The sequence below is a fragment of the Collinsella sp. LCP19S3_F2 genome (assembly GCF_052121015.1).
GTDB lineage: Bacteria > Actinomycetota > Coriobacteriia > Coriobacteriales > Coriobacteriaceae > Collinsella.
In genome coordinates, this window is record NZ_JBQKFA010000003.1 from 119887 (window position 1) to 144980 (window position 25094).

Below are 25094 nucleotides of genomic sequence, written 5' to 3' on the forward strand. Positions count from 1 at the left end.
AAAAAGCCCCGTCCCAAATTAGCTACCCGTGTGGGTTTGGCTAGGTTCGGGCGCTGTCCGTGCCGTGGGGTAAAATCGTTCAGTCAGAACACGAACCCGCATCGGAGCTCATCACATGGCATTCGTCCATCTGCACAACCACACTGTTTTCTCCATGCTCGACGGCGCAACCCGTATCCAGGATATGGTCAACCGTGCCGTAGAGCTGGGCATGCCCGCCGTGGCCATTACCGACCACGGCTACATGTATGGCGTGCCCGATCTGGCGCTGGCCTGCGACGCCGTCAACCACAACACGCCCGAGTACAAAACGTGGAGCCACGACAAGGCCTTCTTGGAAAAGGACCGCCGCGACGAGCTGGTGGAGCCCGATCCCGAGGCAAACCCGCGCGAGCATGCCCAGTATGTGAAGGACATGGCCATGTGGGACGAGAAGGGCAATATCGACGAGCTCAAGCCGCCCCTTGTCATCAAGCCCATCTTTGGCTGCGAGGTCTACTTTACGCCGGACGAGACGCTCGCCCGCGACCACAAACCCGAGCTCTACCACATGATCCTTCTGGCCAAGGACCAGGAGGGTTACGTCAACCTGATGCAAACGGTCTCCGAGGCCGCCGTGCAGGGCTTTTACTACAAGCCGCGCGTGACGCTCGACAACCTGCGCCGCCACGCCAAGGGCATGATCTGCACCAGCGCCTGCATCGCGGGCATCATCCCCAAATACATCGACCGCGGTGACATGGAAGGAGCCATCAAGTGGGCCGAGACCTTCCGTGATACCTTCGAGCCTGGTGACTTCTACATCGAGATCCAGGAACACGGCATCACCACCGATAACGGCCTGACCGACGAGCAGATGGACCGCACGCTCATTGATATCGCCAAACAGGTGGGCGTCAAGGTCATCGCCACCAACGACTTCCACTACCTGCGCCGCGAGGACGCGCCCGTGCAGGACGTCATCATGTGCATCGGCATGAACGCCAAGGTCGACGACCCCAACCGCATGCGCATGACCGGCTCGGAGTTTTACATGAAGACCGAGGAAGAGATGCGGGCGATGTTCCCGTATTGCCCCGAGGCCTGCGACAACACGCTCGAGATCGCCGACAAGTGCTACGTTGAGCTGGACTGGGACTCCATCATCCTGCCGCGCTTCCCGCTGCTCGATCCCGGCGAGACGCACGAGAGCCAGTTCCGCCGCGAGTGCGAGAAAGGCCTGCGCCAGCACTACGGTGACGACTGGGCCACGCGCGAGATCGGTGGCGTCAACATCAAAGAGCGCTTTGAGTACGAATACAAGGTCATTTGCGACAAGGGCTTTGCCGCCTACTTTTTGATCGTCGCCGAGTACGTGCAATGGGCCAAGGACAACGGCATCGGCGTCGGCCCCGGCCGTGGCTCGGCCGCCGGCGCTATCGTCGCCTACGCCATGAACATCACCGCGTTCGACCCTCTCGAGAACGGTCTGATGTTCGAGAGGTTCCTGTCCCCGCAGCGTACCGAGATGCCCGATATCGATATGGACTTCGACGATGAGCGGCGTCTCGAGGTCGTGGAGCACGTTCGCCAGCTCTACGGTCCCGAGAAGGTCACCCACGTCATCACCTACTCGACCATTAAGGCCAAGCAGGCCATCAACGACGCCGCGCGCGTCCTGGACTACCCGGTCTACATGGGCCAGCGCCTGTCCAAGATGGTCTCGAGCGACCCCAAGGTCAAGCTCAAGCAGGTGCTCGAAAAACAACCCGGCAAAGAGGATCTGTTTAACCCCGACTTTGCCGAGGCCTATAAAAAGGACGACGACGCCCGCCGCATCATCGACACGGCGCTCTCGATCGAGGGCCTCACCCGTGGCGAGGGCGTTCATGCGTGCGCCGTTCTGATCTGCCGCGACCCCGTCAACGAGCACGTGCCCACCAAGCTCGACACCAAGGGCGGCGTCGAGATTACCCAGTACGAGGGCCATACCGTTGCCGACATGGGCCTGCTCAAGATGGACTTCTTGGGCCTGCGTACGCTGACGGTTATCTCCAAGGCCAAGGCAAACATCAAAAAGAACTTCGGCATCGACATCAAAGAGGAAGAGATTCCCTTTGACGATCCCGAGATCTTTAAGCTCATGGGCTCCGGCCACACCGCCGGCGTCTTCCAGGTCGAGTCCGCCGGCATGACGGCCACGATCAAGAACATGAAGCCCACCGAGTACAAGCACGTCGTGGCATTGATCGCCCTGTACCGCCCGGGCCCGCTGGGCGCCGGCATGGTTTCGTCCTACATCAACCGTATGAACGGCAAGGAGCCGGCCGTCTCCTACGACGACCGTCTGGACGACATCCTGGGCGAAACCTACGGCACCATGGTCTACCAGGAGCAGGTTATGCTCATCTCCGTCGAGATGTGCGGCTTCTCCAAGGGCGAATCGGACTCGCGTATCCGTAAGCCCGTGGCTAAGAAGAAGATCAAGCTGCTCACGTCGACGGTGCTCCACTGGGAGGATGGCTCGGACGAGACCACCTACGACCACTGGATGAACGGCGCCATCAAGAACAACTACACGCGCGAGGTCGCCCAGAAGATTTGGGACGATGTTCTCGAGTTCGCATCCTACGCCTTCAACAAGTCGCACTCCGCCGGCTACGCCATCTTGGTTATGCAGACGGCGTGGCTCAAGGCGCACTATCCGCACGAGTACATGGCGGCCGTCCTGACGTCCTATACGGGCAAGACCGACAAGATCGTGCACTACGTCTCGGCATGCCGTCACGACGGCATCCCCGTGCTTTCGCCAGATGTCAACGAGTCCGGTACCGAGTTCACGGCTACCAAGGAAGGTGTGCGCTTTGGTCTGGCCGGCATCCGCGGCGTGGGCACCGGCGTGGCGCAGGCGATTATCGCCGAGCGCGAGGCGGGCGGTCCGTTTAAGACGCTGCATGACTTTGTCGAGCGCGTGGACTCGAGCCAGGCCAACCGTCGCGTGATCGAATCGCTCATCAAGGCAGGTGCCTTCGACTCCACGGGGTATCCGCGTCGTCAGATGATGCACTTTGTGGACAAGAACAACCCCGAGAACATCATCGATGCCGCGGCAAAGCGCCAGAAGGATCGCGCGAGCGGCCAGACGTCGTTCTTCGACATGTTTGGCGACGTTGAGGGCTCGGGCTTTGAGGTGAGCGTACCCGATCCGGATGGCCAGGAATGGGACCGCCACCTTAAGCTGAGCCAGGAGAAGGAGGTTCTGGGCATCTATGTCTCGGACCACCCGCTGCGCCCGTTTGAGTATGCGCTCAGCAAAGCGCGCGACTTCTCGTTCTCGCAGATCGACACCGGCTACGAGGTGCAAAACCCCACGGGCGGCACCATCAACCAGGAAATTCCCGAGGGCAAGGCGCTGTGGTGGGCCGGTATGGTCTCGAGCGTGTCCAAGCGCGTGACCAAAAACGGCGACCCCATGGGCATCGTGCAGCTCGAGGACATGGAAGGCGAGGCCACCGTCGTGGTGTTCCCCAAGACCTTCAAGGAGGCCGAGGGGTATCTGTACGGCGAGGTCGACCCCGAGACCGGCGCGCAGCTGTCCGATGCGTTTGTGCGCATTAAGGGCAAGCTCGAGCGCTCGGACCGCGGCGACCAGATCATCGCGCAGGAGATTGTGCCGCTTGAGCTCAACGAGGAGAACAACAAGCCCAAGGTGTTTGAGGTCATGGTGCCCAACAGTCGCTTTAGCCAGGGCAACATGGCGCGTCTTGCCACGGTGCTCACCGCCAACCCGGGCGGCGACCGCGTAGAGATCTTTATCGAGCAGGCGGACGGGCGCGTGCTGCGTGCCGAGGTACCTGCTAAGGTCAACGCACGCTCGATTCCGCTGTTGGCCGAGGCCAAGGCCATCGTCGGCAACCAAGGTCGCGTGACGGTGATCTAAGGACGCCGTTGGCGGGGTAGCTAATTTGGGACGGGGCTTTTTTAGCTACCCTTTGGCTGACGGCGAATGAGTCGGGGTCGGAACACATCTCAACCGACATATGGGGGTAGCTAAAATAGCCCCGTCCCAAATTAGCTACCCCGGGTGAGATTGGAGGAAGCGATGGCGCAGGGGACGTTTGTGCAGGCGCTTCGTAAGGAGGCGGCGCTCAGCAGTACCTTTATGAAGGGGCGTTCGCTCATGCTCAACGGCGCCGTGCTGTCGTTTGAGGACTCCGGCTCGCGCTTTTCCAAAAACGTGAATATCGAGGGTACGGTGCGTGGTTCGCGCGGCGACCTGTATAAGACGCACGTGGCGCTCGATATGGACGAGCACGAGGTTGTCGACTACGACTGCGATTGTCCCGCCGCCTTCCGCTATTCCGGCATGTGCAAGCACGCCATCGCCACGGCGTTGGCGTATCTGGATGCCAGCGGCGCCGAGCCCGTCGAGGGTTTGCGCACGCCGGTCCGCACGTTTACGGTGTCGCCCGCACAGTCCAAGCAGCCCACACGCCCCGCGCCCAGCGCATCTGCGGTCAACCCCAACTTTCCCTTCCCGGCGCCCGTGCCCACGAGCCCGAGCCTTGTGGCAGCACTTTCCGATCTTTCGGACGCGCGCATGGATAAACTCGTGGCCATGCGCCGCAAGCTCGCCGGCACCATTGACCCCGATGCGCCCAAAGCAGTGCTGGAGCCCTCGCTGGTGCCGTACTACAATCCGCTGTTTGCCGATCGCTTTAGCTGGGCGCTTGAGTTTCGCATCCGCTGCGGCTCGGTGTCCTACGTGGTTAAGGATATCGACGGCATGGCCGATGCCTATGCGCGCGGCGGTACGTTCTCCTATGGCAAGAAGCTTACGTTCCTTCATGCGCCCGAGGCTTTCGATGATGTGTCGGCAAAGCTGCTCGACTTTGTTGCAATGACGGTCGCCTACCTAGGCGATATTACGAGCTCGCGCTCGGCATCATACGACTTTGCCCGCAGCGGTTTTGTCGCCGAGCGTCAGCTGCCGGTATCCGAGTATTCCATCGTGTCCGTGTTGGACCTGCTGCGTGGCAGGACCATGTCCTTTGAACCTGCTTGGTCGCGGGGGACGACGACGCACCGCGCCTACGAGGTGACAGTCGAGTCGTTGCCGGAAGGGGAGGGCGAAGTTCCGGCTAAGCGCCCGCCGCTGATTGCTGCCAAGATTGTGCCGGCAGCCGGGGGCAGCTACGACTTGCGCCTTCCGGCCGATACGTACTGCTTTGCCTCGGGCGACGTCGCCTATCTGGTCGATACGCGCCGCGCGCGCCGTACCGACACGGCGTTTGCCCAACATGCCGCGCCGTTCCTATCGCACTTGTTGCCCTGCCGCACACCGGTCCATATCGCCGCCGACCAGGTGGGTGAGTTTTGCCGCATGGCGCTGCCTATCTTGCGCGACTACACCGACCTTACCGCGCCCGCTGTGCTCGATACCGTGGCGCCCGAGCCAAGCTTTGCCATGGCGATCGGCGTCGACGATGGGCTCGTGACCTGCAAAATTACGGTTACCTACGGCGACTGGTCGGCAGATCTCTTTAGCATGGGCGCTCCGGGCAGCCCCTTCGAAGAGCGGCGCCCGGGCGTGCCGCCGCGCGACGAGGTGGCAGAGTTTCGCGTTATGGATACGGCGGCTCTGTATTTCGACTTTTACGAGGGTGGCCTGGCGTTTGAGGAACGCGATGACGAGAGCCTGTTCCACTTGCTCACTGAGGGCCTGTCTGCCCTGTCCGAGCTGGGCGAGGTCATGCTCAGCGACCGCCTGCGCCAGATCTCTGTCCGCCCTGCGCCCAAGCTTTCGGTGCGCGCCACCGTCAAGAGTAACCTGCTCGACGTCGAACTGGGCGCGAGCGGCCTTTCGGCGGCAGACCTTGCCATCTACCTCGATTCCTACAAGCGTCACCAGACGTTTGCTCGTCTCACGTCGGGCGACATCATTCGCCTGGACGAGGGAGCGCGCGCCGCGTTTGGCCTTGCCGAGGATCTGGGGGTCGATGCTGTCGACCTGCTCGACGGCGTGTCGCTTCCCGCGTCGAGTACCCTGTTCGTCGACAGCATGCTTGCGCGCACGTCCGCGCTCGAAGCCGATCGCGACGCTGCATTCCGTCGCACCGTCGAGCGCCTGGACACGCTCGGCAAGATGGACTTTACGGTGCCGGCCTCGCTCAAGGCCACACTGCGCGGCTACCAGGTTGACGGCTACCAGTGGCTCGGTTCGCTCGAACACCTGGGCCTTGGCGGCATCTTGGCCGACGACATGGGCCTGGGCAAAACGCTCCAGATGATCGCGCATATCCTGGCGCGCGTGGAGGCGGGGGACGCTAAGCCCACGCTTGTGGTGTGCCCTGCGTCGCTCGTGTACAACTGGACTGCCGAGCTGGAGCGCTTTGCCCCGTCGATTGATGTGTGCGCCATTGTGGGCACCAAGGCCCAGCGTCGCGTGCAAATTGCCGGCGTGGCCGAGCATAACGTGGTCGTGACGTCGTATGACCTCATGCGCCGCGATATCGACGAGTACGTCGAGCAGGACTTTGCCCGCGTGGTGCTGGATGAAGCCCAGTACATTAAAAACCCGCTCACGCAGGTGGCTCGCGCCGCAAAGCGTCTGCCGGCCGCTGTGCGCTTTGCCTTGACGGGCACGCCCATCGAAAACCGCCTGTCCGAGCTCTGGAGCATCTTCGACTTTTTGATGCCGGGCCTGCTCGGCACGCGCGAGTCGTTTGCCAAGCGCTTCGAAAGCCCGGTCGAGCACGCCGAGGGTGACAGCGCCGCTCGCCTGCAGGCGCTCGTGTCGCCGTTTGTGCTGCGCCGCGTCAAGGAAGACGTGGTGGCCGACCTGCCCGAGAAGATCGAGGATACGGTGATGGCGCAACTCACCGGCGAGCAGCGCAAGCTCTACCTGGCCAACCAGGACCGCATTGCCCAGCAAGTGCAGCACCGCGAGGCCGGGGAGTTCAAAAAAGATAAGCTCAAGGTACTTGCCGAGCTCACCAAGCTGCGCCAGATCTGCTGTGATCCTCATCTGCATTACGCGGACTACAAGGCGGGAAGCGCCAAGCTCGATACGTGTATGGAGCTCGTCCACGGCGCGCTCGACGGCGGTCATCGCATCTTGCTATTCAGCCAGTTTACGGGCATGCTCGATATCATCGGCAAGCGCCTGGCCAAGGAGGATATCGCCTTCCTTAAGCTTACGGGCGCATCGTCTAAAGAGAGCCGTGCCAAGATGGTTGCGCAGTTCCAAGTGGGCGAGGTGCCGGTGTTCTTGATTTCGCTCAAGGCGGGCGGCGTGGGCCTTAATTTGACGGCTGCCGACGTGGTCATCCACTACGACCCGTGGTGGAACGTGGCGGCGCAGGACCAGGCGACCGACCGCGCCCACCGCATTGGCCAGCAGCACACCGTGACCGTGTACAAGCTCATCGCCAAGGACACAATCGAGGAACGCATCATGCAGATGCAGGAGTCCAAGCGCGACCTGGTCAACAGTGTGCTCGGCGGCGATGGCATCTCGTCGGCGCTGTTCACGCGCGAGGACGTTCTGGCGCTGCTCGGTGGCGACGGTCGCTAGCTGCGCGCGGGATGGGGCCGCCGGGCTGGGCCGGGTCGCCGGTTCGTCCTGGCCCGACCGCTTGCCTCACCCGTTATGTGTTCATTTGCAATGCCATGGATGGTTCGGCGCTCTTTGGGCATAAGAACCATTGAGAACATTGGCACATCAGCAAAGGAGAACATCATGGCGAAATTCTTTAAAGACTCCGACGGCAAGCTCGTTGCCGCTCTTGGCGACGACGTTGCGACCCCTGCCGGCTGCACGGAGCTGACGGCAAACACCGAGGATGCGGCGCACGAGAAGCACGTGCCTGTTGTCGAGATCGAGCGCGACGGCCACGTCATTCGTGCGCGCGTGGGCTCGACGGAGCACCCCATGCTGCCCGAGCACTACATCGAGTGGATCGCGCTTGAGGCCGAGGGCCGCCTGGAGGTCCATTACCTTGAGCCCGGCATGAAGCCCGCGACGTTTTTCGCTGGCGGCTCCAAGACCGGTACCGTCTATGCCTACTGCAACCTGCATGGGCTGTGGTCCGCGACGTTCTAGGAGCGCGCCCCCGCTCGGGGTATCATAGCTAGCATATGCACATGCAAGCGCCGACTGCATTATGCGGCCGGCGCTTTTACTACGGTTTCGATGGTTTACGACGGAAAGGGCTGGGCCATGAAGCTCGCACTTGCACAGATCGATATGCGCCTGGGTGATATTGAGGGCATTTGCGGTCGCATCGAGGACCAGGCTCGTCTGGCCCACGAGCGCGGGGCGCGCGTGCTGTGCGTCCCGGCTCCGCTCTTTATGGGTGCTCTGCCCGGCGGTCTGGTGGGTACTGCCGACTTTGAGCACGACATGCTGACAGGCCTGACCGGTGTTGCCGAGCGTATCCAAGAGCTCGATATGATCTGCATCGTGCCCGCGGCCGTTTCGTTTGAGGGCCAGCCGCTGCTCGACTACATGATGCTCAAGGACGGTCATGTGGTGCCGGCGCGATCGAGCATTGCCCTGCAGCGTGGCGAGAACAACGACACGCGTTGGGCGCCGCCGGTGTTCGACGTGGACGGCGTGCGCATCGCCGTGATTTTTGACTTGGACCGCGAACTCGAGATGTTGCCGACCGGTGTTGACCTCATTGCGTATTTCCAATTCAACGCGTTTGACATGACCGACCGCGAGACTGCCGCCATCGCCGCCGTTCGCAGCGGTGCCTACCGCAAGATCGCATCTAAGCGCAGCGTGTGGTTTGCCTGCATGGCGCCGGTCGGTGCGTACGACGAGTCGGTATATACCGGCGGTTCGTTTGTGCTCGACGACTGCGGTCGCGTGGTAGCTCAGGCGCCGTGTTTTGAGGAGAGCCTGCTGGTTCAGGAGATTCAGCGCGGCGTGATGCTCGATGCCCTGGAAGATCACGAACTGCCCGAGTTTCGTTCCGAGGAGTGGCTGTGGCAGGCGCTGGTGCTCGCCGTGCGCGACAATGCCCGCGCTCGCGGCGCGTCGCGTGCTGTGGTGGCACTCGAGGGTGACTTGCCGTCGTCCCTGCTGGCGGCACTTGCCGTTGACGCTTTGGGCCCGCGTAATGTGATTGGCCTTGTGCTGGGGCGCAACCGTATCTTTACGCCTGCTCAGGAAGAGGCCGAGGCTGCCCGCTGTGTCGCCGTCCGCGCGATTGCCGAGCGCCTGCACATTCGCACCGTCGAGCGCGATGCACCGGATGCGGCGCGTGTGCTCGATCGCGACGTGTCGGCGGGCGATGCCGAGCGTCTGCGCTCGCGTGCGCTGGGCCTGATGCTCGAGGATACGGCGCTCGAGCTGGGCGCCATGGCGTTGAGCCCGCTCTCCAAGACCGAGTACGCGCTAGCGGCGCCCGCACTGTCCGGCGGCTACCAGGGCGACTTTGCGCCCTTTGGCGATGTGTACCTGTCGACGCTTGAGTTTGTGGCGCGCGTGCGCAACCGCACGTCTGCCGTGGTGCCCCAAGAGCTCGTGACGCTCAACGCGGTGGAAGATTGTATGGAGCGAGTGCTGGCGCAGGCGCTCTCGACGCTCGACGGTCCGGTCGATATGCTCGACCGCGCGGCACAGCTGCTCGGCGGGCTTGAGCCGGGTGAGGTCGATGGCGCGCTCGAGGCGCACGTGGACCGCAATCGATCTTTCGACGACATCCCGATGGCCGCTGGCAAGCCTGAGGCCTGCTCGCTGCTGCTGATGCTCGTTCGACAGGGTGAGGCTGCCCGTCGCATGTTGCCGACGGCGCCGATCGTTTCGGCCCGTTCGTTTGCCGAGCGCGCTTGGCCGTACATGCTTGCGTGGTCCGATTTGGGGCTCAACGGCAAGGAGCGCATGACGGTTGATTCACTGGCGCGCGCCGAAGTGCGCCGCTTTGCCGATAGCGATACGGGCGATCGCATGCGCGGTGAGATGATGGGTCTGTTGGGTGAGCTGTTGGGTATTTCGCCCGAGCAGATGGAGGAGCTGCGCTCTGAGGACGGTCAGCGTCGTTTGCACGAGGGAATGAAAAAGTTCGAGGGCGAGGTCCAGGACGCCATCGAAAGGATGATGGGCGGCCAGGGCGGACCGCAGGGCGGGCCCCAGGGCACGCCGATGCCACATCCGCCGGTGGATCCCCGTCAGTTTCCTTTTTTCTCGCAGAACTAAACTGGGGATGGGGCCAAGGTTACGCGGTTTTGCCAAACCGCGTAACGAGTCGACGCTGCGCGAGCCCCTGCCGGGCCATCTGCCGCTCAAACCGTCGCTTGCGTACAGAAGTACGCGGCGCTCCTCTTTCGCGGCACCTTGCCACGGCAGGGACTCGCTCGCTGACTTATGCTCAACCTATGGTTCGACCTTGCTTGCCAGATACGGTCGCTGTTGTGTTATTCTAGAACAGACGTTCGTGAATAGTGCGTGGGGCCTTGCCTTGCGCTGCGCTTGTGACGAGGGGAGGTCGGCTTGGTTATCTTGGGTATCGACCCTGGTTTGGCCCATACGGGGTGGGGGATTATCGAGGAGCGACGTGGCGAGGTTCGCTGTCGTGCCTATGGCTGCATCGAGACCAGTGCTGGAAGTCCGCTCGCGGTGCGCCTGTCGCATATCGCCCGCGACCTCAAGGGCGTTGTCGAACGCTATCGTCCCGATACCGCTGCTATCGAGAGCATCTACTTTGGCGCTAACGTTCGTTCGGCCATCCCCACGGCGCATGCCCGCGGCGCTGCGCTTGTGGCGCTTTCTGAGTGCGCGCTCGAGATTGGCGAATACACGCCCATGCAGATCAAGCAGGCCGTGGTGGGCACGGGCGCTGCAGACAAACGGCAGGTTGCCTACATGGTGCGCACGCTCACGCAGCTTGATCACGACCCGCACCCCGACCATGCCGCCGATGCCCTGGCCTGCGCCATCTGCCACGTTAACCTCAGCCGCACCCGAGCGCTTACCGGCGGCGAGTTCTATCAACAGAGAGGAACCGGATACTGATGATCTCCCAGCTCCACGGAACGCTTGTCGAGGCCACGATGAGCTCTGCTGTCGTCGATGTGTCGGGCGTGGGCTTTGAGCTCGGCATCTCGGGCAGCACTGCGGCCACGTTGCCGACGCCCGGCGGCGAGGTCCTCCTCTACACGCGCATGCAGGTGCGCGAGGACGCCATGACGCTCTTTGGATTTTCCTCAAAGGATGAGCGCACAATGTTCGACCGGCTCGTGTCCGTCTCGGGCGTTGGCCCGCGCTTGGCGCTCGCCGTGCTTTCCACCTATACCGTGGGGCAGCTGTATTCGCTGGTGATGGCCGAGGACGACAAGGGCATGGCCAAGGTACCCGGTGTGGGTAAAAAGACAGCTCAGCGCCTCATTCTGGAGCTCAAGAGTACCTTTGCCAAGGATAAGGACTTTGTGCCGGTCGACGTGATTCCCGGACAGGTTGCGATGCCCGTGCCTGCTGCCGCTCCCTCGGCCATCGATGATGCCCGCGCGGCACTCCTTTCCATGGGCTTTAGCCCGCAGGAGGCCGATGTCGCTCTGAGCGGGTATGATGGGCAGGATATGCGTGTCGAGGATCTGCTCGGCGCGGCGCTTAAGCGACTCGGAATGGATGCGTGATGTGGGAAGCCGATGACTCTCAGGACCTGTGGGCGACGCCCGGCAGCTCGCCGGCGGCATACATGGCGCACGGTGAGCGCATGGTGGGCTCGGAGCTAACGCCCGAGGACCTCGATGTCGACCGTACCCTGCGTCCCCAGCGCCTGGACGACTACTGCGGTCAGGAGCATATCAAGCAGAGCCTTCGCGTGCTGATCGAGGCGGCGCAGAGCCGTGGCGAGACGCTCGACCACGTGATCTTCTCGGGCCCTCCGGGTCTGGGCAAGACCACGCTGGCCACCGTTATCGCCAACGAGCTGGGCGCTCAGATTAAGACGACGAGTGGCCCGGCCATCGCGCGCACCGGCGACCTGGCGGCCATCCTTACCAACTTGCAGCCGGGTGACGTGCTGTTTATCGACGAGATCCACCGCCTCAACCGTTCGGTCGAGGAAGTCCTGTATCCCGCGATGGAGGACTTTGCGCTCGATATCGTGATTGGCAAAGGTCCGGCGGCGCGCTCGATTCGCCTGGATATCCCCAAGTTTACGCTGGTGGCGGCAACGACCCGCTCGGGTATGCTGACCGGCCCGCTGCGCGACCGTTTTGGTATTTCGTATCGCCTGGACTACTACACGGTCGAGGAGCTTGCCCAGATTGTGACGCGCTCGGCAACCATTTTGGGCGTGACAATAGACCATCCCAGCGCGCTCGAGATCGGCTCGCGCTCGCGCGGTACGCCGCGTCTTGCCAACCGCTTGCTCAAGCGTGTGCGCGATTACGCCCAGGTGCGCGGCAACGGTCCTATTGAGCTTGATATCTGCCGTCAGGCGCTCGAGTTCTTTGAGATTGATGAGCTTGGTCTGGACTGGATGGACATTCGCATCTTGGAGACGCTCGCCAAGACGTTCTCCGGCCGTGCCGTGGGCCTGACGACCCTTGCCAGCGCGGTGGGCGAGGATCCGGGTACGCTCGAAGATGTCTACGAACCCTACCTGTTGCAGTGCGGGTTGATGATTCGTACGCCGCAGGGCCGTCAGGCAACCCTTCGCACCTTTGAACACCTGGGGATTGAACCTACCGTTTAGGGCGCTTTGTTTTGGCGGGCTGTCAGGCTATCGCTGGGCATTGGATAAACATATCGCCGTTCATCGGTTATGGGCGTTTTACTATTGCGCGCCCGTGCTATGCTGAATTGGTCTTTTTCTCATCCGGTAACGAAAGGACCGCCCATGCCTACTGACATCGAAATCGCACGTTCCGTCACGCCGCTGCCCATTACCGAGGTGGCCAAGAACGCCGGCGTCGACGTAAAGCACCTGATCCCGTACGGCTTCGACAAGGCAAAGGTCGACTATTCACTGCTCAACGAGCCGACCGATCACCAGGCCAAGCTTGTTCTCGTGACCGCTATCAATCCCACGCCTGCGGGCGAGGGCAAGACCACCACGACCATCGGTCTGGCCGACGGTCTGCGTCGTCGCGGCGTCAAGAGCGCCGTTGCCCTGCGCGAGCCTTCGCTCGGTCCCGTCTTTGGCGTCAAGGGCGGTGCCGCCGGCGGCGGCTGGGCCCAGGTCATCCCCATGGAGGACATCAACCTGCACTTTACCGGAGACTTCCATGCTATCGGTGCCGCCAACAACCTGCTGGCCGCCATGCTCGACAACCATATTCAGCAGGGCAACCAGCTCGGCATCGATGTTAAGCGCATCACCTGGAAGCGCGTCGTCGACATGAACGACCGTCAACTGCGCCATGTTATCGATGGCATTGGCGGCAAGGCCCAGGGCGTGCCGCGCGAGGACGGCTTCGATATCACCGTTGCCTCCGAGGTCATGGCGATTCTGTGCCTGTCTACGAGCATCAACGATCTTAAGGAGCGCCTGGGCGAGATCGTCGTCGGCTACAGCTATGCCGGCGAGCCCGTCCGCGCCCGCGACCTTAAGGCTCAGGGCGCCATGGCTGCTCTGCTTAAGGATGCGCTCAAGCCCAACCTGGTGCAGACGCTCGAGGGCACGCCCGCGTTTGTCCACGGCGGCCCCTTCGCCAATATCGCTCACGGCTGCAACTCCATCATGGCCACCCGCATGGCCATGCGTTTTGGTGACGTCGCGATTACCGAGGCCGGCTTTGGCGCCGACCTTGGTGCCGAGAAGTTCCTGGACATCAAGTGCCGCATGACGGGCGTTCGCCCCAGCGCTGTCGTGGTCGTCGCCACCGCCCGCGCGCTTAAGTACAACGGCGGCGTTGCCAAGGCCGACCTCAACGACGAGAACCTCGAGGCCCTTAAGGCCGGTATGCCCAACCTGCTGCGTCACGTCGACAACATCCAGAACGTCTATGGTCTTCCCTGCGTGGTCGCCATCAACCGCTTCCCGACGGACACCGACGCCGAACTTGCGCTCATCGAGTCCGAGTGCCAGAAGCTCGGCGTCAACGTTAAGCTGTCCGAGGTTTGGGCCAAGGGCGGCGAGGGCGCACTCGACCTGGCTGATGAGGTCATGCGCCTGATTGAGCAGCCGAGCGAGCTCAAGTTTGCCTACGAGGACGGTGCCGATGTGGCCGACGCCCTGGAGGCCGTTGCCACCAAGGTCTACCGCGCCGATGGCGTCGACTTTACGCCGGCTGCCAAGCGCCAGCTCGCCAAGCTGCGCGAGAACGGCTTTGGTAACCTGCCGGTGTGCGTCGCCAAGACCCAGTACAGCTTCAGCGATAACGCCAAGGCGCTGGGCGCGCCCGAGAACTTCCGCATCACCGTGCGCGAGCTCAAGGTTTCCGCCGGCGCCCACTTTGTGGTCGCGCTGACCGGCAGCGTTCTGACCATGCCGGGCCTACCCAAGGTTCCCGCGGCCGAGAACATCGACGTCGACAACGACGGCAACATCACCGGCCTGTTCTAAGCCTGCTGCTCATAGCCGCTTGCCCGCCCCGCCGCACTCCTAAAGCCCGGCGGGGCTTTTTGATCCTTAGGCCCGCACACGTCTTGTAAATACCGGCAGGCTTTGCCCATCATAGACTTTTGCGCGGGTAGAATGCATGGATAACTTGATGCTTACGGGCGACGGAAAGGAATCGTTGCATGGACCAGGACAAGACGACCGTAATGGGTGGCTACGGCTCCCCGCGGACGGGCAATGGCGCCGATGAGACCCGCGTCGTGCCGAATCCCGGCTACGCTGCCCCCGATACGACGCAGGTGTCGGCCGATCCCACGCGCGTTGTGAATTACGGAAACGCGGCGCAGGACCCGCATGGTGTCTCATCGCAGAACCCCTACGGCAACGCGGCGGTAGACCCTTATGATGACCTGCTGCAAAATCCCATTCCGCAGCCCCAGCAGACGACATATATGCCGCGCACGGCACAGCCGCGCTACGAGTCGCACGACCGATACGCGCGCGAGCCGTATCGTGAGTATCCCAAGTCCATCCCCCAGTATGGCGAGGACGAGGAGAAGAAGCCTTCGCGTTCGTCGAGCGTGATTAAGAAGATCCTCATTGTGCTGGCGATCTTCTTTGCCTTGTCGGTTGTGTTTGCCATCGTGTCGGGCATGCTCAACAAGCGGGGCGCCACGACTGATACCACGGCCGAGCAGACCGAGACTGCCCAGTCCGGCACCGTCGACCTGAGCGATATCCCGGGTCAGTACTGGTCAAACGCCAAAAAGATTCTCAAGTCGCGCGGGGCTGATCTTTCGAATGCCGTGATTCTGACCGACGACGGCTCGACGCCCGTCGTCGATGCCAACTGGGTCGTCACATCTGCCTACTACAACGGTGACGGCAACCTTGAGATTCAGCTCACGCGCAAGGACAGCTCGTCGAGCAACGCGTCCGGCGACCAGGGCACCACGGACAGCTCGAGCTCCAACACGCTGGAGGACCTGAGCAACAAGGCGCAGGAGCTTGGGGATAAGGCCCAAGAGCTGGGCGACACAGCCCAGAACCTCGGTGATACTGCACAGAACCTGGGTGATATGGCAACGAACGCCTGGGATGCCCTGCAAAATGGCATTTCGGGCGCGCAGGGAAACTAGCGGTCGAGCGGAGCGGGGCTACAACTGCTCGGCCGGACGGTCGGGCGAGCTAAAGCCCGAGTCAAACGTGACAACGCATGATGCATCGGGCCTGCGCTCGTGCACGATATGCGTTACGCGCTCCAACAGCTCGTCGTCGGAGATGCGAAAACCGTCGGGACGCACCAGGTCAAATGACACAAAGCCATCGTGTTCGTGCAGGTCGTGGATGGAGAGCGCGGGATCGATCTGCATCACGCCACGCTTGACCCAGCCGCGTAGGTCGTCACCGGTGGTGGCGATGGGGTCGCAGTGCAGCGTGATGTCGATGCCCATCTGGCGTTTAATATCGTGTTCGATGGTGTCCAGGATCTCGTGGTGCTCAAAGGCATCGCCCTCGCCGGGCATTTCCACGTGTGCGCTGGCAAACTGACGGCCGGGGCCGTAGTCGTGCACCATGAGGTCGTGTGTGCCCAAGACCTGGGGGTACGACATGATCCTGTCGCGGATTTCCTGGACGAGCTTGGGGTCGGGCGCTTGTCCCAACAGCGGGCTGATGGCGTCGCGCACCAGGCCCATGCCGCTGATGCAGATGAAGATACCCACACCCAGGCCTGCCCAGCCATCGAGGTCAAAGCCGGTCGTCTGCGAAATAAGCGCCGCCGCCAAGACCGAGCCCGAGGTGATGACGTCGTTTTTGGAGTCCTGCGCTGTGGCGATGAGCGTCTCCGAGTCGATGCGGTCGCCCAGCGCGCGGTTGAATGCGGCCATCCATAATTTGACGAGCATGGACAAGACGAGGGCTGCTAGGGAGACCAGCGTGTAGGCGGTGGGGGAGGGCTTGATGATCTTGGCAATGGACTCGAGCACCAGGTTGATGCCGACGGCACAAACGAGGACGGCGACAAACAAGCCGGCGAGGTATTCGTAACGGCCGTGGCCATAGGGGTGGCCCTCGTCTGCCGGGCGGCTGGCGAGGCGGAACCCGAGCAAGCTCACAATGTTGCTCGAGGCGTCGGAGAGGTTGTTAAAGGCGTCGGCGACAAGTGAGACAGAGCCGGCGAGCAGACCCGCGATGCCCTTGGCCAGGCACAGGGTAATGTTGAGGCCAATGCAGATGAGGCTTGCGGCAAAGCCCGCGTTGGTGCGACAAGATGCATCGACCGGCTCGCCCTCGCTGCCAGGAACAAGTGTATGTACCAGTCGATTTACAAATAGCATGGCGTACCTCCTCGCATCCTCGTTTAAGGGGATAGTGTAGCTCGCATAGGCGCGCCGTGCGCCGATGCTCAGAAAATGCAGTAATGGTCTGCGTGAGCTAACGAGCGGGGCTTTTTGTCCGACCGGGTGCTCCATTTTGGGCCACATGGGTATGGGCATGTGCCTGACTGCCCGACATACTTAATGTCGACAGCCCCTGCGTAAAGGAGGACGTATCCATGGACGAGATGTTTGCCATCAAATGCCAAAACTGCGGCGGCCCCATGTACTCACACCAGGCTAAACGCAGCTTTGAGTGCGCCTATTGCGGCACGGTCGTTCCGTGGCAGGCCGATGCGGGGGAGCCCAGGAGCGCCCTGGGCATTCGCCATGCGCCGCTGACGGTTGTCGATGGGCTGCTTAAGCTCACCCATGTGTCGCAGCTCGAGCGCCCGGTGGACCCCGACTGGTATTTCTTTCATGCGCACTGGCGCAACCAGTCGGTTCTGGAGCATCTACTGTGGGAGGACCGCGGCACGGCGCAGGAGTTTCAAGAGGCTACGCATGTGAGCATCCCGTGCCCCTTCTGCGGCGCATCCTTCGAAGGCGAGTCGACCCAGCGCGTGTTTGAGTGCCCGTCCTGCGGCAATAAGATCGGCGTTGCAGACCTACTCAAGCCCGGTACCTTTAGCAAGCGCCTGACCATGGGCGTTGGTGCGGAGTATGTACCCGAGCAGGGTATTCCCTGCGAAATCTCGCCGCAGCAGGCACGTGCCAACGCGCTGCAGCTGGTGGACCAGTATGCGGAAGCCTTTGCCGGTCACGATGTAGAAGACGCGATCCAAAACGACATGATGCTCTTCTACTTTCCCATGGCGCTCGCGGATTTGCGCATGATGGCGTCCTTCCCGGGCAAGGGGCTGAGCAAGGAGACCTTGGTGTACTACGAGGTGCTCGACTGGGCATATCCGCGGGCAAACTACCTGGACGTTCGTCTTATGGGCATTTTGGAGCCGTGGGACTTTGCCAAGGTGGGGCCGTTCGATCCTGCCATGCAGGAAGGCGACTTCCGCGTTGTCTCCGTCGATGCGTCTACCAAGGACCAGGTGGTCATTGATAAGCTGGCGCTCGACGTTGCCGGCAACGATGCCGAGGCGGTGTTGGGGCTCAATAAAAAGAGTATCCGCACGTGGGCGCGCAAGGCCCGCAAGCATAAGGACGGCCTGGTGATGGTGCCGGTCTACTTTGTCGATCGTCCGGCGTCGGACAGCCGCGAAGGCGAGCAGGTGCGCATTGCCGTAAACGGCCAGACGGGCCGCGCGGCCGCGGTGGTGTTTAGCGACAAGCGCGAGACACATGTGGTGGCACCGCTCAACCCCAACGTGATGCTGTCGAGCGAAAGCACCGTGCACGCCACGCCCATCGAGGTCAAATACGTTAAATCGCCGTTCCTATACCAGATCGTACGCCGTGGAGGCGGCGAGCAGCCGCGTCAGGTGGCAGCTGCAGTCGAGGGCTCCTACCGAGAGGAGAAGTCCAAACGCCGCGGTCTGCTGGGTGCGCTATTTGGGAAGTAGGGGAGCGGTGCCAGTTGTTGCTGTAGCGTGAAAGCCAGGAGAAGGGGCGGCTCGCAGGGGTGCGGGCCGCCCCGTTTTTGTGCGGCGACAAGGCATGTGGGCGCTCAATTAAACGCTCATGCTCACAGCACAAACGTTGAGCAACATTACGTCTGCCGATAGCTATTAAAAAATGTCCGTTCGCGGTAGTAGTCTAATCGCAAGGCGTTTCCCAGCCTCTCGGGTTCTAGGAAGAAGCGGACGGGAGAGCAATGCAAAAGACCATGATGGACTCTATTCCCATAAGCTCACGGGCCTGTACACTATGGGCAAAAACGGGCGGTGCGGAAGAGCGTAACCTGTGGTCGCCTCTTTATGTTCATATGGCCGATTCTGCGGGTGTTGCGTGCAAGCTTTGGAACGAATGGCTTGCGGAACCTGTCAAGCACCAAATCGCGAACGCATTTGGCTGTGGCGACTCTGTAACGGCGGCGCTCGTTACCTGGCTTGCTGGTATTCACGACATTGGTAAGGCGACGCCGGGCTTCCAGTACAAGGTCTCGGAGCGGGCAGAACTTGTTGAACAAGCGGGGCTTCAGGTTCCGAGCCCCCGCATCATGAACCGCCCTCCATCGCACGCCTTCATGAGTGAGGTGATCCTCGAAGATTGGCTTGATAGGCGCGGTTGGAGTTGCTCGTGGACATTCGGGTGCATTCTGGGAGCGCACCATGGAACCACGCCATCGTCCGATAGTGTGCTCAAAGGTATAGCGAGCGCATCGCGCAATTTTCCCAACGAGAACTTGGGTGATGACGATTGGTGCGCCGTCCAAGAGGAACTTCTTGACTGGATGTTTGAAGGGTCGGGGATGGCGAAGTTCGAGAGTATTTTTAGCTCGTCACCCGTTCCTCAGTCAGGACAAGCGCTCGTCTCTGCACTGGTCATCATGGCCGATTGGATTGCCTCAAATTCTGATTTGTTCCCTCTCGACTCTAGCATTGACTCATGCGACGAACTCATCAAGCGCACCGATGCCGCATGGGCTTCGCTGTCGTTGCCCCCGGCGTGGCAGGCGATGCCGGTAAAGGAAGAGGGACAAGAGCTGTTTCATCACCGCTTTAGTGGTCTTCCTAAGGATGCGAGCTTGCGACCCGCGCAGGAGCAGGCACTGCAGGCAGCATTCGACATGGACGGCCCAGGGCTGCTCATTATCGAAGCGCCCATGGGTAATGGCAAAACAGAGGCCGCGCTGATGTGCTCAGAGGTTATGGCTCCGAAAACCGGGGCAGGGGGAATTGCCTATCTTTTGCCAACAATGGCAACTTCTAACGCGATGTTCAAGCGCGTTAAAGATTGGCTCGAGGGCGTTCCCGATTCGCGGGGCCGCAGCATGCAGTCGATGCGACTTTTGCATAGCAAGGCGGCTTTGAACCCGGACTACGACAGCTTGCGAAGCTGGGGACGCACATGGATGGGCGACGATGCAAATAAGTGCTCTGAGGAAGACACGATCGCCCACCAATGGTTTAGCGGAAGGAAGCGCGGTCTCCTGTCGTCATTTGTTGTGGGCACGGTCGACCAGCTGCTTATGGCGGCACTTAAGGCGCGCCACGTGCAGCTTAGGCACTTGGGCCTTGCCGGCAAGGTTGTCATAATCGATGAGGTTCATGCCTACGATGCCTACATGAATGTCTATCTTGACCGTGTGCTCACGTGGCTTGGCGCTTACGGCGTGCCGACCATACTGCTTTCGGCAACGCTTCCTGCTGAGCGCCGCAACGAGCTTATCCACGCCTATCGGGGTAGGGATAGAAAACCCACTCGTCGCGCATCGAAGCGGAAAGATATTCCGGAAGCTCCTCGTAAAGCACCGGGGGAGCCATCGTACCCGCTCGTTACAGCGGCAACCCGAAATGGAGCGCTAGACGATAGCATGTACCGAGTATGCGATGACCCTTCGACCGGAACAAACGTTATTATCGAACGATTGGAAGACGACGATGCTACGCTGGTTGCGCAACTGGAGGACTTATTGTCCGATGGCGGTTGCGCATGCGTGTTGCGAGACACGGTTTCCCGTGCCCAAAGCGCCTACGAGCAGTTGAAGACTGCCTTTGGCGATTCGTGCGTGAAGCTCGTCCATTCGCGCTTCATTGCCGTCGATCGCATGGAAAACGATGCGGAACTGCTGCGACTGCTTGGTCCCGATCCCGCCAATAGGCCCGGCAAGCTCATCGTTGTGGGCACGCAGGTGATCGAGCAATCCCTTGACATTGATTTCGATGTAATGATCACCGATGTAGCCCCTATCGACCTTTTGCTGCAGCGAATGGGACGCCTTCACCGCCATGAACGCGGGGAAAATCAGGGACAGCGTCCGGAGAAGCTCAGGCAAGCACGTTGCTTTATCACGGGCATCGAGGACTGGGCGACTGCTCCGCCTAAGGTGAATGGGGGTATAGAGAAGGTCTATCACCCTGCGATGCTTTTGCGCAGCTTGCTTTCGCTGAGGGCAAAGAGTACCGATGGGGGGACGGCTATGGTCAATCTGCCTCACGATATTGCTGGCCTTGTCGAGCAGACGTATTCACGAAGCATTGCGGCGGAAGAGTTGTGCGATGCGGGCGCAGCACCGGAATGGGTTCATGCTTTGCAAAGCGCAGAAGAAGAGCTGGAGAAGACAAAAGAGAACAAGCAGTTCAAGGCAAATGCCTGGCTTCTGAGCAAGCCACAGAAGGGGACGCAAAGTCTTATTGGCTGGCTGAATGAAACCTTCTCGCTTTCAGACGAGACAAAAGCACGCGCTGCCGTTCGCGATTCTGGTGACACGGTTGAGGTTATTGCGGTCCAAGTAGGCAACGACGGTTTCACGCTGCTTCCCTGGGTCACCGACATAAAGGGGAGCCGTCCGTGTCAGGGCTATTTAGGGGATGGAAGTGAAGCGCCTGACGATGAGGTTGCCCGCCTTGCGGCGAGTTGTACCGTGAGCCTGCCATTCTGGCTATCGTCTGAGCAGGTAATTGATGCCCTGGAGACAAAATCTCAGGCGCTCAGATGGCAAGAGTCAAGATGGCTTCAAGGTCAACTGGTCTTGGCGTTTGATTCAAACCTAGATACGGTAATAGAAACGAAAGATGCTATCTATCGCATGCACTATTCGCGTAAGGCCGGGCTTGAACTTGTTGAAACAGTGAGGAAGAAAGGAGATGCGCAATGAACCAGAATGTGAGTTTTAACCTCGTGGACGAACCATGGATCTGCGTTCGCGATTTGGGCGGGGCGACGCGCGAGGTATCACTGCTCGAGCTATTTGAGCAAGCGTCAAGCATCAAGTGCTTGGCTAACGATCTACCCACACAGGATTTTGCGATTCTGCGCGTTTTGCTGGCAGTGCTGCAAAGGGCAATTTCTCCGACGCTCGACGATGACGACGTTCCAGCGGAGGTTTGGGGGCGCCTATGGCGTGCGCACGAACTGCCCATCGACCAGATTCACGAATACCTCGACGAGTGGCACCATCGTTTCGATTTGTTTGACGAGGAACAGCCTTTTATGCAGGTCGCTGGTCTGCATACGGCAAAGAACGAGTTCTCTGAAATAAGAAAGGTGATTGCTGATATACCGGATGGGGATACGCTCTTTTCGCTTCGATCCGGTGAGGGGGCGGATCGTCTGACTTTCTCGGAATCCGCACGCTGGCTTATTCACGTTCACGCTTTTGATACTGCTGGCATTAAAAGCGGAACGGTTGGCGATGCGCGCGTTAAGAAAGGGAAGAGCTATCCAATTGGTACCGGATGGTCGGGCTGTTTAGGAGGGTTGTGTTTTGAGGGCCCTTCGCTTAAAGAAACCCTCTTGCTTAATTCTATTCTGTGTGGCGATGAGATAAACGAGCTGTTTTCGGACGATGACTTGCCCTGTTGGGAGAAGTCGACGGCGCCCGCCGGAGTCGATGACCTTGCTCCGACTGGCAGGCTTGATCTATACACGTGGCAAGCTCGAAGAGTTCGTTTGATTCCTGAGAGCGGCTACGTGGTTGCCGTGGTTTTGACGAACGGCGACAAGCTGGCGCAGATTAACCGTCAGGACTATGAACCCATGACGGCATGGAGGCGTAGTCCGAACCAGGAAAGACAGTTGAAACTGCCTCTCGTTTACCTGCCCAAGACGCATCAGCCCAGAAGAGCCCTCTGGCGAGGTCTCGATTCCGTGTTTGGCGTCAGTTCGCCAGAAGCGGACTCAACCGTTCTTGGGTCCGGGCTGAAAGGTTGGGTCTCTTATCTTGCGAGCAGAGATGCGGGATGTCAGCTCGATGATACGCTTATTCAAGTCCACGCGATTGGAATGGAATATGGTACACAAAACTCAGTCGTCTCCAATGTCATCAATGACACGGTTAAGTTGAGCGCATTTCTCCTGTCAAGCGAAGGGAAAGACTTGGCTGCTCTTGCCAAAAGCCTTGCTTCTTCAACGTCGGACTCGGTTTTTACCTTGGGTACCTTTGCCGCAAACCTCTGTGTAGCGTCTGGCGGAAATGGGGCAGATGAGCTTAAGGGCGCGAAAGAGAAAGCGGAGACGCGTACTTTCTTCGAGATTGATATGCCGTTTCGTCAATGGCTTGCCGGCCTTAACGAGAGCAGCAACGCGGAAGTTGAACGGAAGCGGTGGCGCCGCACTGCCCGCGCGATTATCGAAGCAAATGCCAGCGCCCTTCTTCGCGAGGCTGGCCCAGAGGCAATCGTTGGGGCTCCTATGAAAACAGGCAAGATAAGCGGGTGGATGACGGCATCGCGAGCCAAGGCAATGCTCGACACTGCCCTAAAAAAGTATCTGCCGCTTGAAGAAGACGAACCTAGAGATAAGGAGGTTTAGATATGACGGAAAACAGCGCGCAAAAGCCAGAGCAGCTTATGCTCGCATTCGTGCACGGGCGCATATGCTCTATCCAAAACGACTATCTGTCTGCCAGCGGAAAACCACGAGGAGCACGAAAGCTGGCAACATTGCGCCATGCGTTTCTTATGCCCATGGGCTCAAATGCAGATGCATGGCCGCTTGAGTTCGAGGGCCTGCCTGCCGAGCTTGTGGGGAGGGGTGCCGAACCATCGTGGGCCGAGACGGCGGTTCATGCCGCGCTCACGCTCTATGCGGTTCATCAACAGGGCAAAACCAAGCCAATGTATGTGCCTGGCGATGAACATTCGTTTGGTGCAGCCCTGCGACAGCTCGTGCGGAGTGATAAGGGACGTTACTCGAATCTCGAAGAGGGCGAAATGCCTCGAAGGTTTAGGGCCTTTATAACGGCCGATTCCATGGAAGAGGCACTTCACTATGCAAGGCAGCTTATACAGCAGCTGCGAGCTGCCGAGATTCCCGTTGATTACGCGCGTTTTGCAGCACAGCTATACACACTGCAAAACCCCTATACAGCAGATAAGGTGCGTCTTGCGTGGGGGCGTGAATATAGTCGAATACCAAAGGCCGAGTCCGGCATCGATGCCAGCCCTTCGGAAGAATAGTTGATGAGGGAAATGACCAAGAAAGGACCTGCTATGAAAAAGCCCCAGTTCATCGATATCCACATTCTTCAGACCGTCCCCCCGAGCAATATCAATCGAGATGATACGGGCAGTCCAAAAACGGCATATTTCGGCGGAGTCAAGCGCTCAAGGGTTTCAAGCCAAGCGTGGAAGAAGGCCGCGCGCGATTTGTTCCCTGACTTTCTGGATGAGGCAAATCTTGGAACACGTACCAAATATGCCGTTAGGTTAATTGCGAAGGAGGCGGCTAAGCTTGATGCGCAGATTGATGAGCAGGAAGCTCTAGAGAGTGCGAAGAAAAGTCTAAAAGCCTATCTAAAGGGAAATAACGAACCAAAATTCGAGGATAAAAAAATAGACCCTTATAAGCTTAAGGCGCTATTGTTTATAAGTCCTTATGAGGTTCAGGAGCTTGCAAAGTGCGTTGCGGGCTTGCAGGATGTTTCGAAAGTAAAGAGTGCGGTAAAGAACAAGAAGAGTCAAGAATCCGCGTCCAAAGATATGGTAGATATTTCACTGTTCGGAAGAATGGTCGCCACTGATCCCAGTTTGAATGTCGACGCCTCCGTTCAGGTTGCCCACGCCATTGGCATCGGGAAGATGAATCCAGAATTCGATTATTTCACTGCTCTTGACGATTGCTCGCCCGAAGACAATGCGGGCGCAGCAATGATTGAGACAACGGAGTTCACGTCATCGACAATGTATCGCTATGCAACTATTGATGTGCTGCATCTTTGCGAAAACCTTGGTTCGGCTGCGGTTGCTTGCCGCGGCATCGAGGCGTTTTTGAAGGCATTCGTCACTTCCATGCCCACGGGAAAGCAGAATTCGTTTGCAAACCGCACGCTCCCCGGAGCGGTTGTCCTTCAACTGAGGGATACGCAACCAGTGAGCTTGGTGAATGCCTTTGAAAAACCTGTTGAGGCATCGCATGGGAAAAGCCAGATTGAAATTGGCTGTGAGCGTTTGGCCAAGCAGGAAGAGGCGGTTGACAAGGCGTTTGGAACGACCCCGCAAAAGACGTTCGTTATAACTGCATCTCCGGATGCGCAGTCTCTTCCCGGTGCCATGGGTGTCGAAGGGGCATGTAGTCTTGACGCCGCAATTGCGCAAATCTCGCAAGCGTGCGCTGCTTATCTTGCCGAAAACGGCTACCAAACCGAAGAGGTGGACTAGCC

General features: G+C 60.0%; 15 protein-coding genes. 14 read left to right on the forward strand and 1 reads right to left on the reverse strand.

All coding sequences use genetic code 11. The annotated features are described in order from the left end of the window. Positions 1-115: 115 nt before the first annotated feature. From dnaE to ACTQX9_RS03695, 9 genes are all read left to right on the forward strand, one after another. Positions 116-3919 carry a DNA polymerase III subunit alpha gene (dnaE, locus tag ACTQX9_RS03655; protein WP_427727452.1) on the forward strand — a complete coding sequence of 1268 codons (3804 nt, stop codon included), beginning with the start codon at positions 116-118 and terminating at the stop codon, positions 3917-3919. Between the two features lie 162 nt (positions 3920-4081). Then, the gene (locus tag ACTQX9_RS03660) at positions 4082-7555 is read left to right on the forward strand and encodes a DEAD/DEAH box helicase (RefSeq protein WP_441540511.1); all 3474 of its coding nucleotides are present in this window, start codon (positions 4082-4084) and stop codon (positions 7553-7555) included. A 165-nt stretch (positions 7556-7720) separates the two neighbouring features. Continuing rightward, on the forward strand, positions 7721-8083 hold the full coding sequence (locus ACTQX9_RS03665; protein WP_154515902.1) for a desulfoferrodoxin family protein: 363 nt from the start codon (positions 7721-7723) through the stop codon (positions 8081-8083). Positions 8084-8200: 117 nt separating this feature from the next. Then, a complete protein-coding gene (locus ACTQX9_RS03670; protein ID WP_441540512.1) occupies positions 8201-10186 on the forward strand; it encodes a hypothetical protein in 1986 nt (661 codons plus the stop codon). A gap of 294 nt (positions 10187-10480) precedes the next feature. Then, positions 10481-11002: a crossover junction endodeoxyribonuclease RuvC gene (gene ruvC, locus ACTQX9_RS03675; protein ID WP_035137351.1), complete on the forward strand. Its 522-nt coding sequence runs from the start codon at positions 10481-10483 to the stop codon at positions 11000-11002. Beyond that, entirely contained in the window at positions 11002-11622 is a 621-nt protein-coding gene (ruvA, locus tag ACTQX9_RS03680) for a Holliday junction branch migration protein RuvA (protein WP_441540513.1), read from the forward strand. The genes ruvC and ruvA overlap by 1 nt, the downstream gene beginning before the upstream one ends. After that, a complete protein-coding gene (gene ruvB / locus ACTQX9_RS03685; protein WP_441540514.1) occupies positions 11622-12689 on the forward strand; it encodes a Holliday junction branch migration DNA helicase RuvB in 1068 nt (355 codons plus the stop codon). The genes ruvA and ruvB overlap by 1 nt, the downstream gene beginning before the upstream one ends. A 144-nt stretch (positions 12690-12833) precedes the next feature. Next, on the forward strand, positions 12834-14501 hold the full coding sequence (locus tag ACTQX9_RS03690) for a formate--tetrahydrofolate ligase (RefSeq protein ID WP_441540515.1): 1668 nt from the start codon (positions 12834-12836) through the stop codon (positions 14499-14501). Positions 14502-14680: 179 nt separating this feature from the next. Continuing rightward, positions 14681-15637 carry a hypothetical protein gene (locus ACTQX9_RS03695; protein ID WP_441540516.1) on the forward strand — a complete coding sequence of 319 codons (957 nt, stop codon included), beginning with the start codon at positions 14681-14683 and terminating at the stop codon, positions 15635-15637. A gap of 18 nt (positions 15638-15655) precedes the next feature. Here the strand turns inward: ACTQX9_RS03695 and ACTQX9_RS03700 are convergent, their stop codons facing one another. Continuing rightward, entirely contained in the window at positions 15656-16837 is a 1182-nt protein-coding gene (locus ACTQX9_RS03700) for a cation diffusion facilitator family transporter (RefSeq protein ID WP_441540517.1), read from the reverse strand. A 218-nt stretch (positions 16838-17055) separates the two neighbouring features. Between ACTQX9_RS03700 and ACTQX9_RS03705 the strand changes: the two genes are divergently transcribed. The 5 genes from ACTQX9_RS03705 (at position 17056) to cas7e (ending at position 25092) form a co-directional block, all read left to right on the forward strand. Beyond that, a complete protein-coding gene (locus ACTQX9_RS03705; protein ID WP_441540518.1) occupies positions 17056-18393 on the forward strand; it encodes a hypothetical protein in 1338 nt (445 codons plus the stop codon). A 251-nt stretch (positions 18394-18644) separates the two neighbouring features. Continuing rightward, positions 18645-21590, forward strand: coding sequence for a CRISPR-associated helicase Cas3' (gene cas3 / locus ACTQX9_RS03710; protein WP_441540519.1), 2946 nt, complete (start codon positions 18645-18647; stop codon positions 21588-21590). After that, positions 21587-23245, forward strand: a complete 1659-nt coding sequence (gene casA / locus ACTQX9_RS03715) for a type I-E CRISPR-associated protein Cse1/CasA (RefSeq protein ID WP_441540520.1) — start codon at positions 21587-21589, stop codon at positions 23243-23245. Before cas3 ends, casA begins: the two co-directional genes overlap by 4 nt. A 2-nt stretch (positions 23246-23247) precedes the next feature. After that, positions 23248-23892, forward strand: a complete 645-nt coding sequence (casB, locus tag ACTQX9_RS03720; RefSeq protein WP_427795735.1) for a type I-E CRISPR-associated protein Cse2/CasB — start codon at positions 23248-23250, stop codon at positions 23890-23892. Positions 23893-23925: 33 nt separating this feature from the next. Beyond that, on the forward strand, positions 23926-25092 hold the full coding sequence (gene cas7e, locus ACTQX9_RS03725) for a type I-E CRISPR-associated protein Cas7/Cse4/CasC (RefSeq protein ID WP_441540521.1): 1167 nt from the start codon (positions 23926-23928) through the stop codon (positions 25090-25092). The last annotated feature ends 2 nt before the right edge of the window (positions 25093-25094 follow it).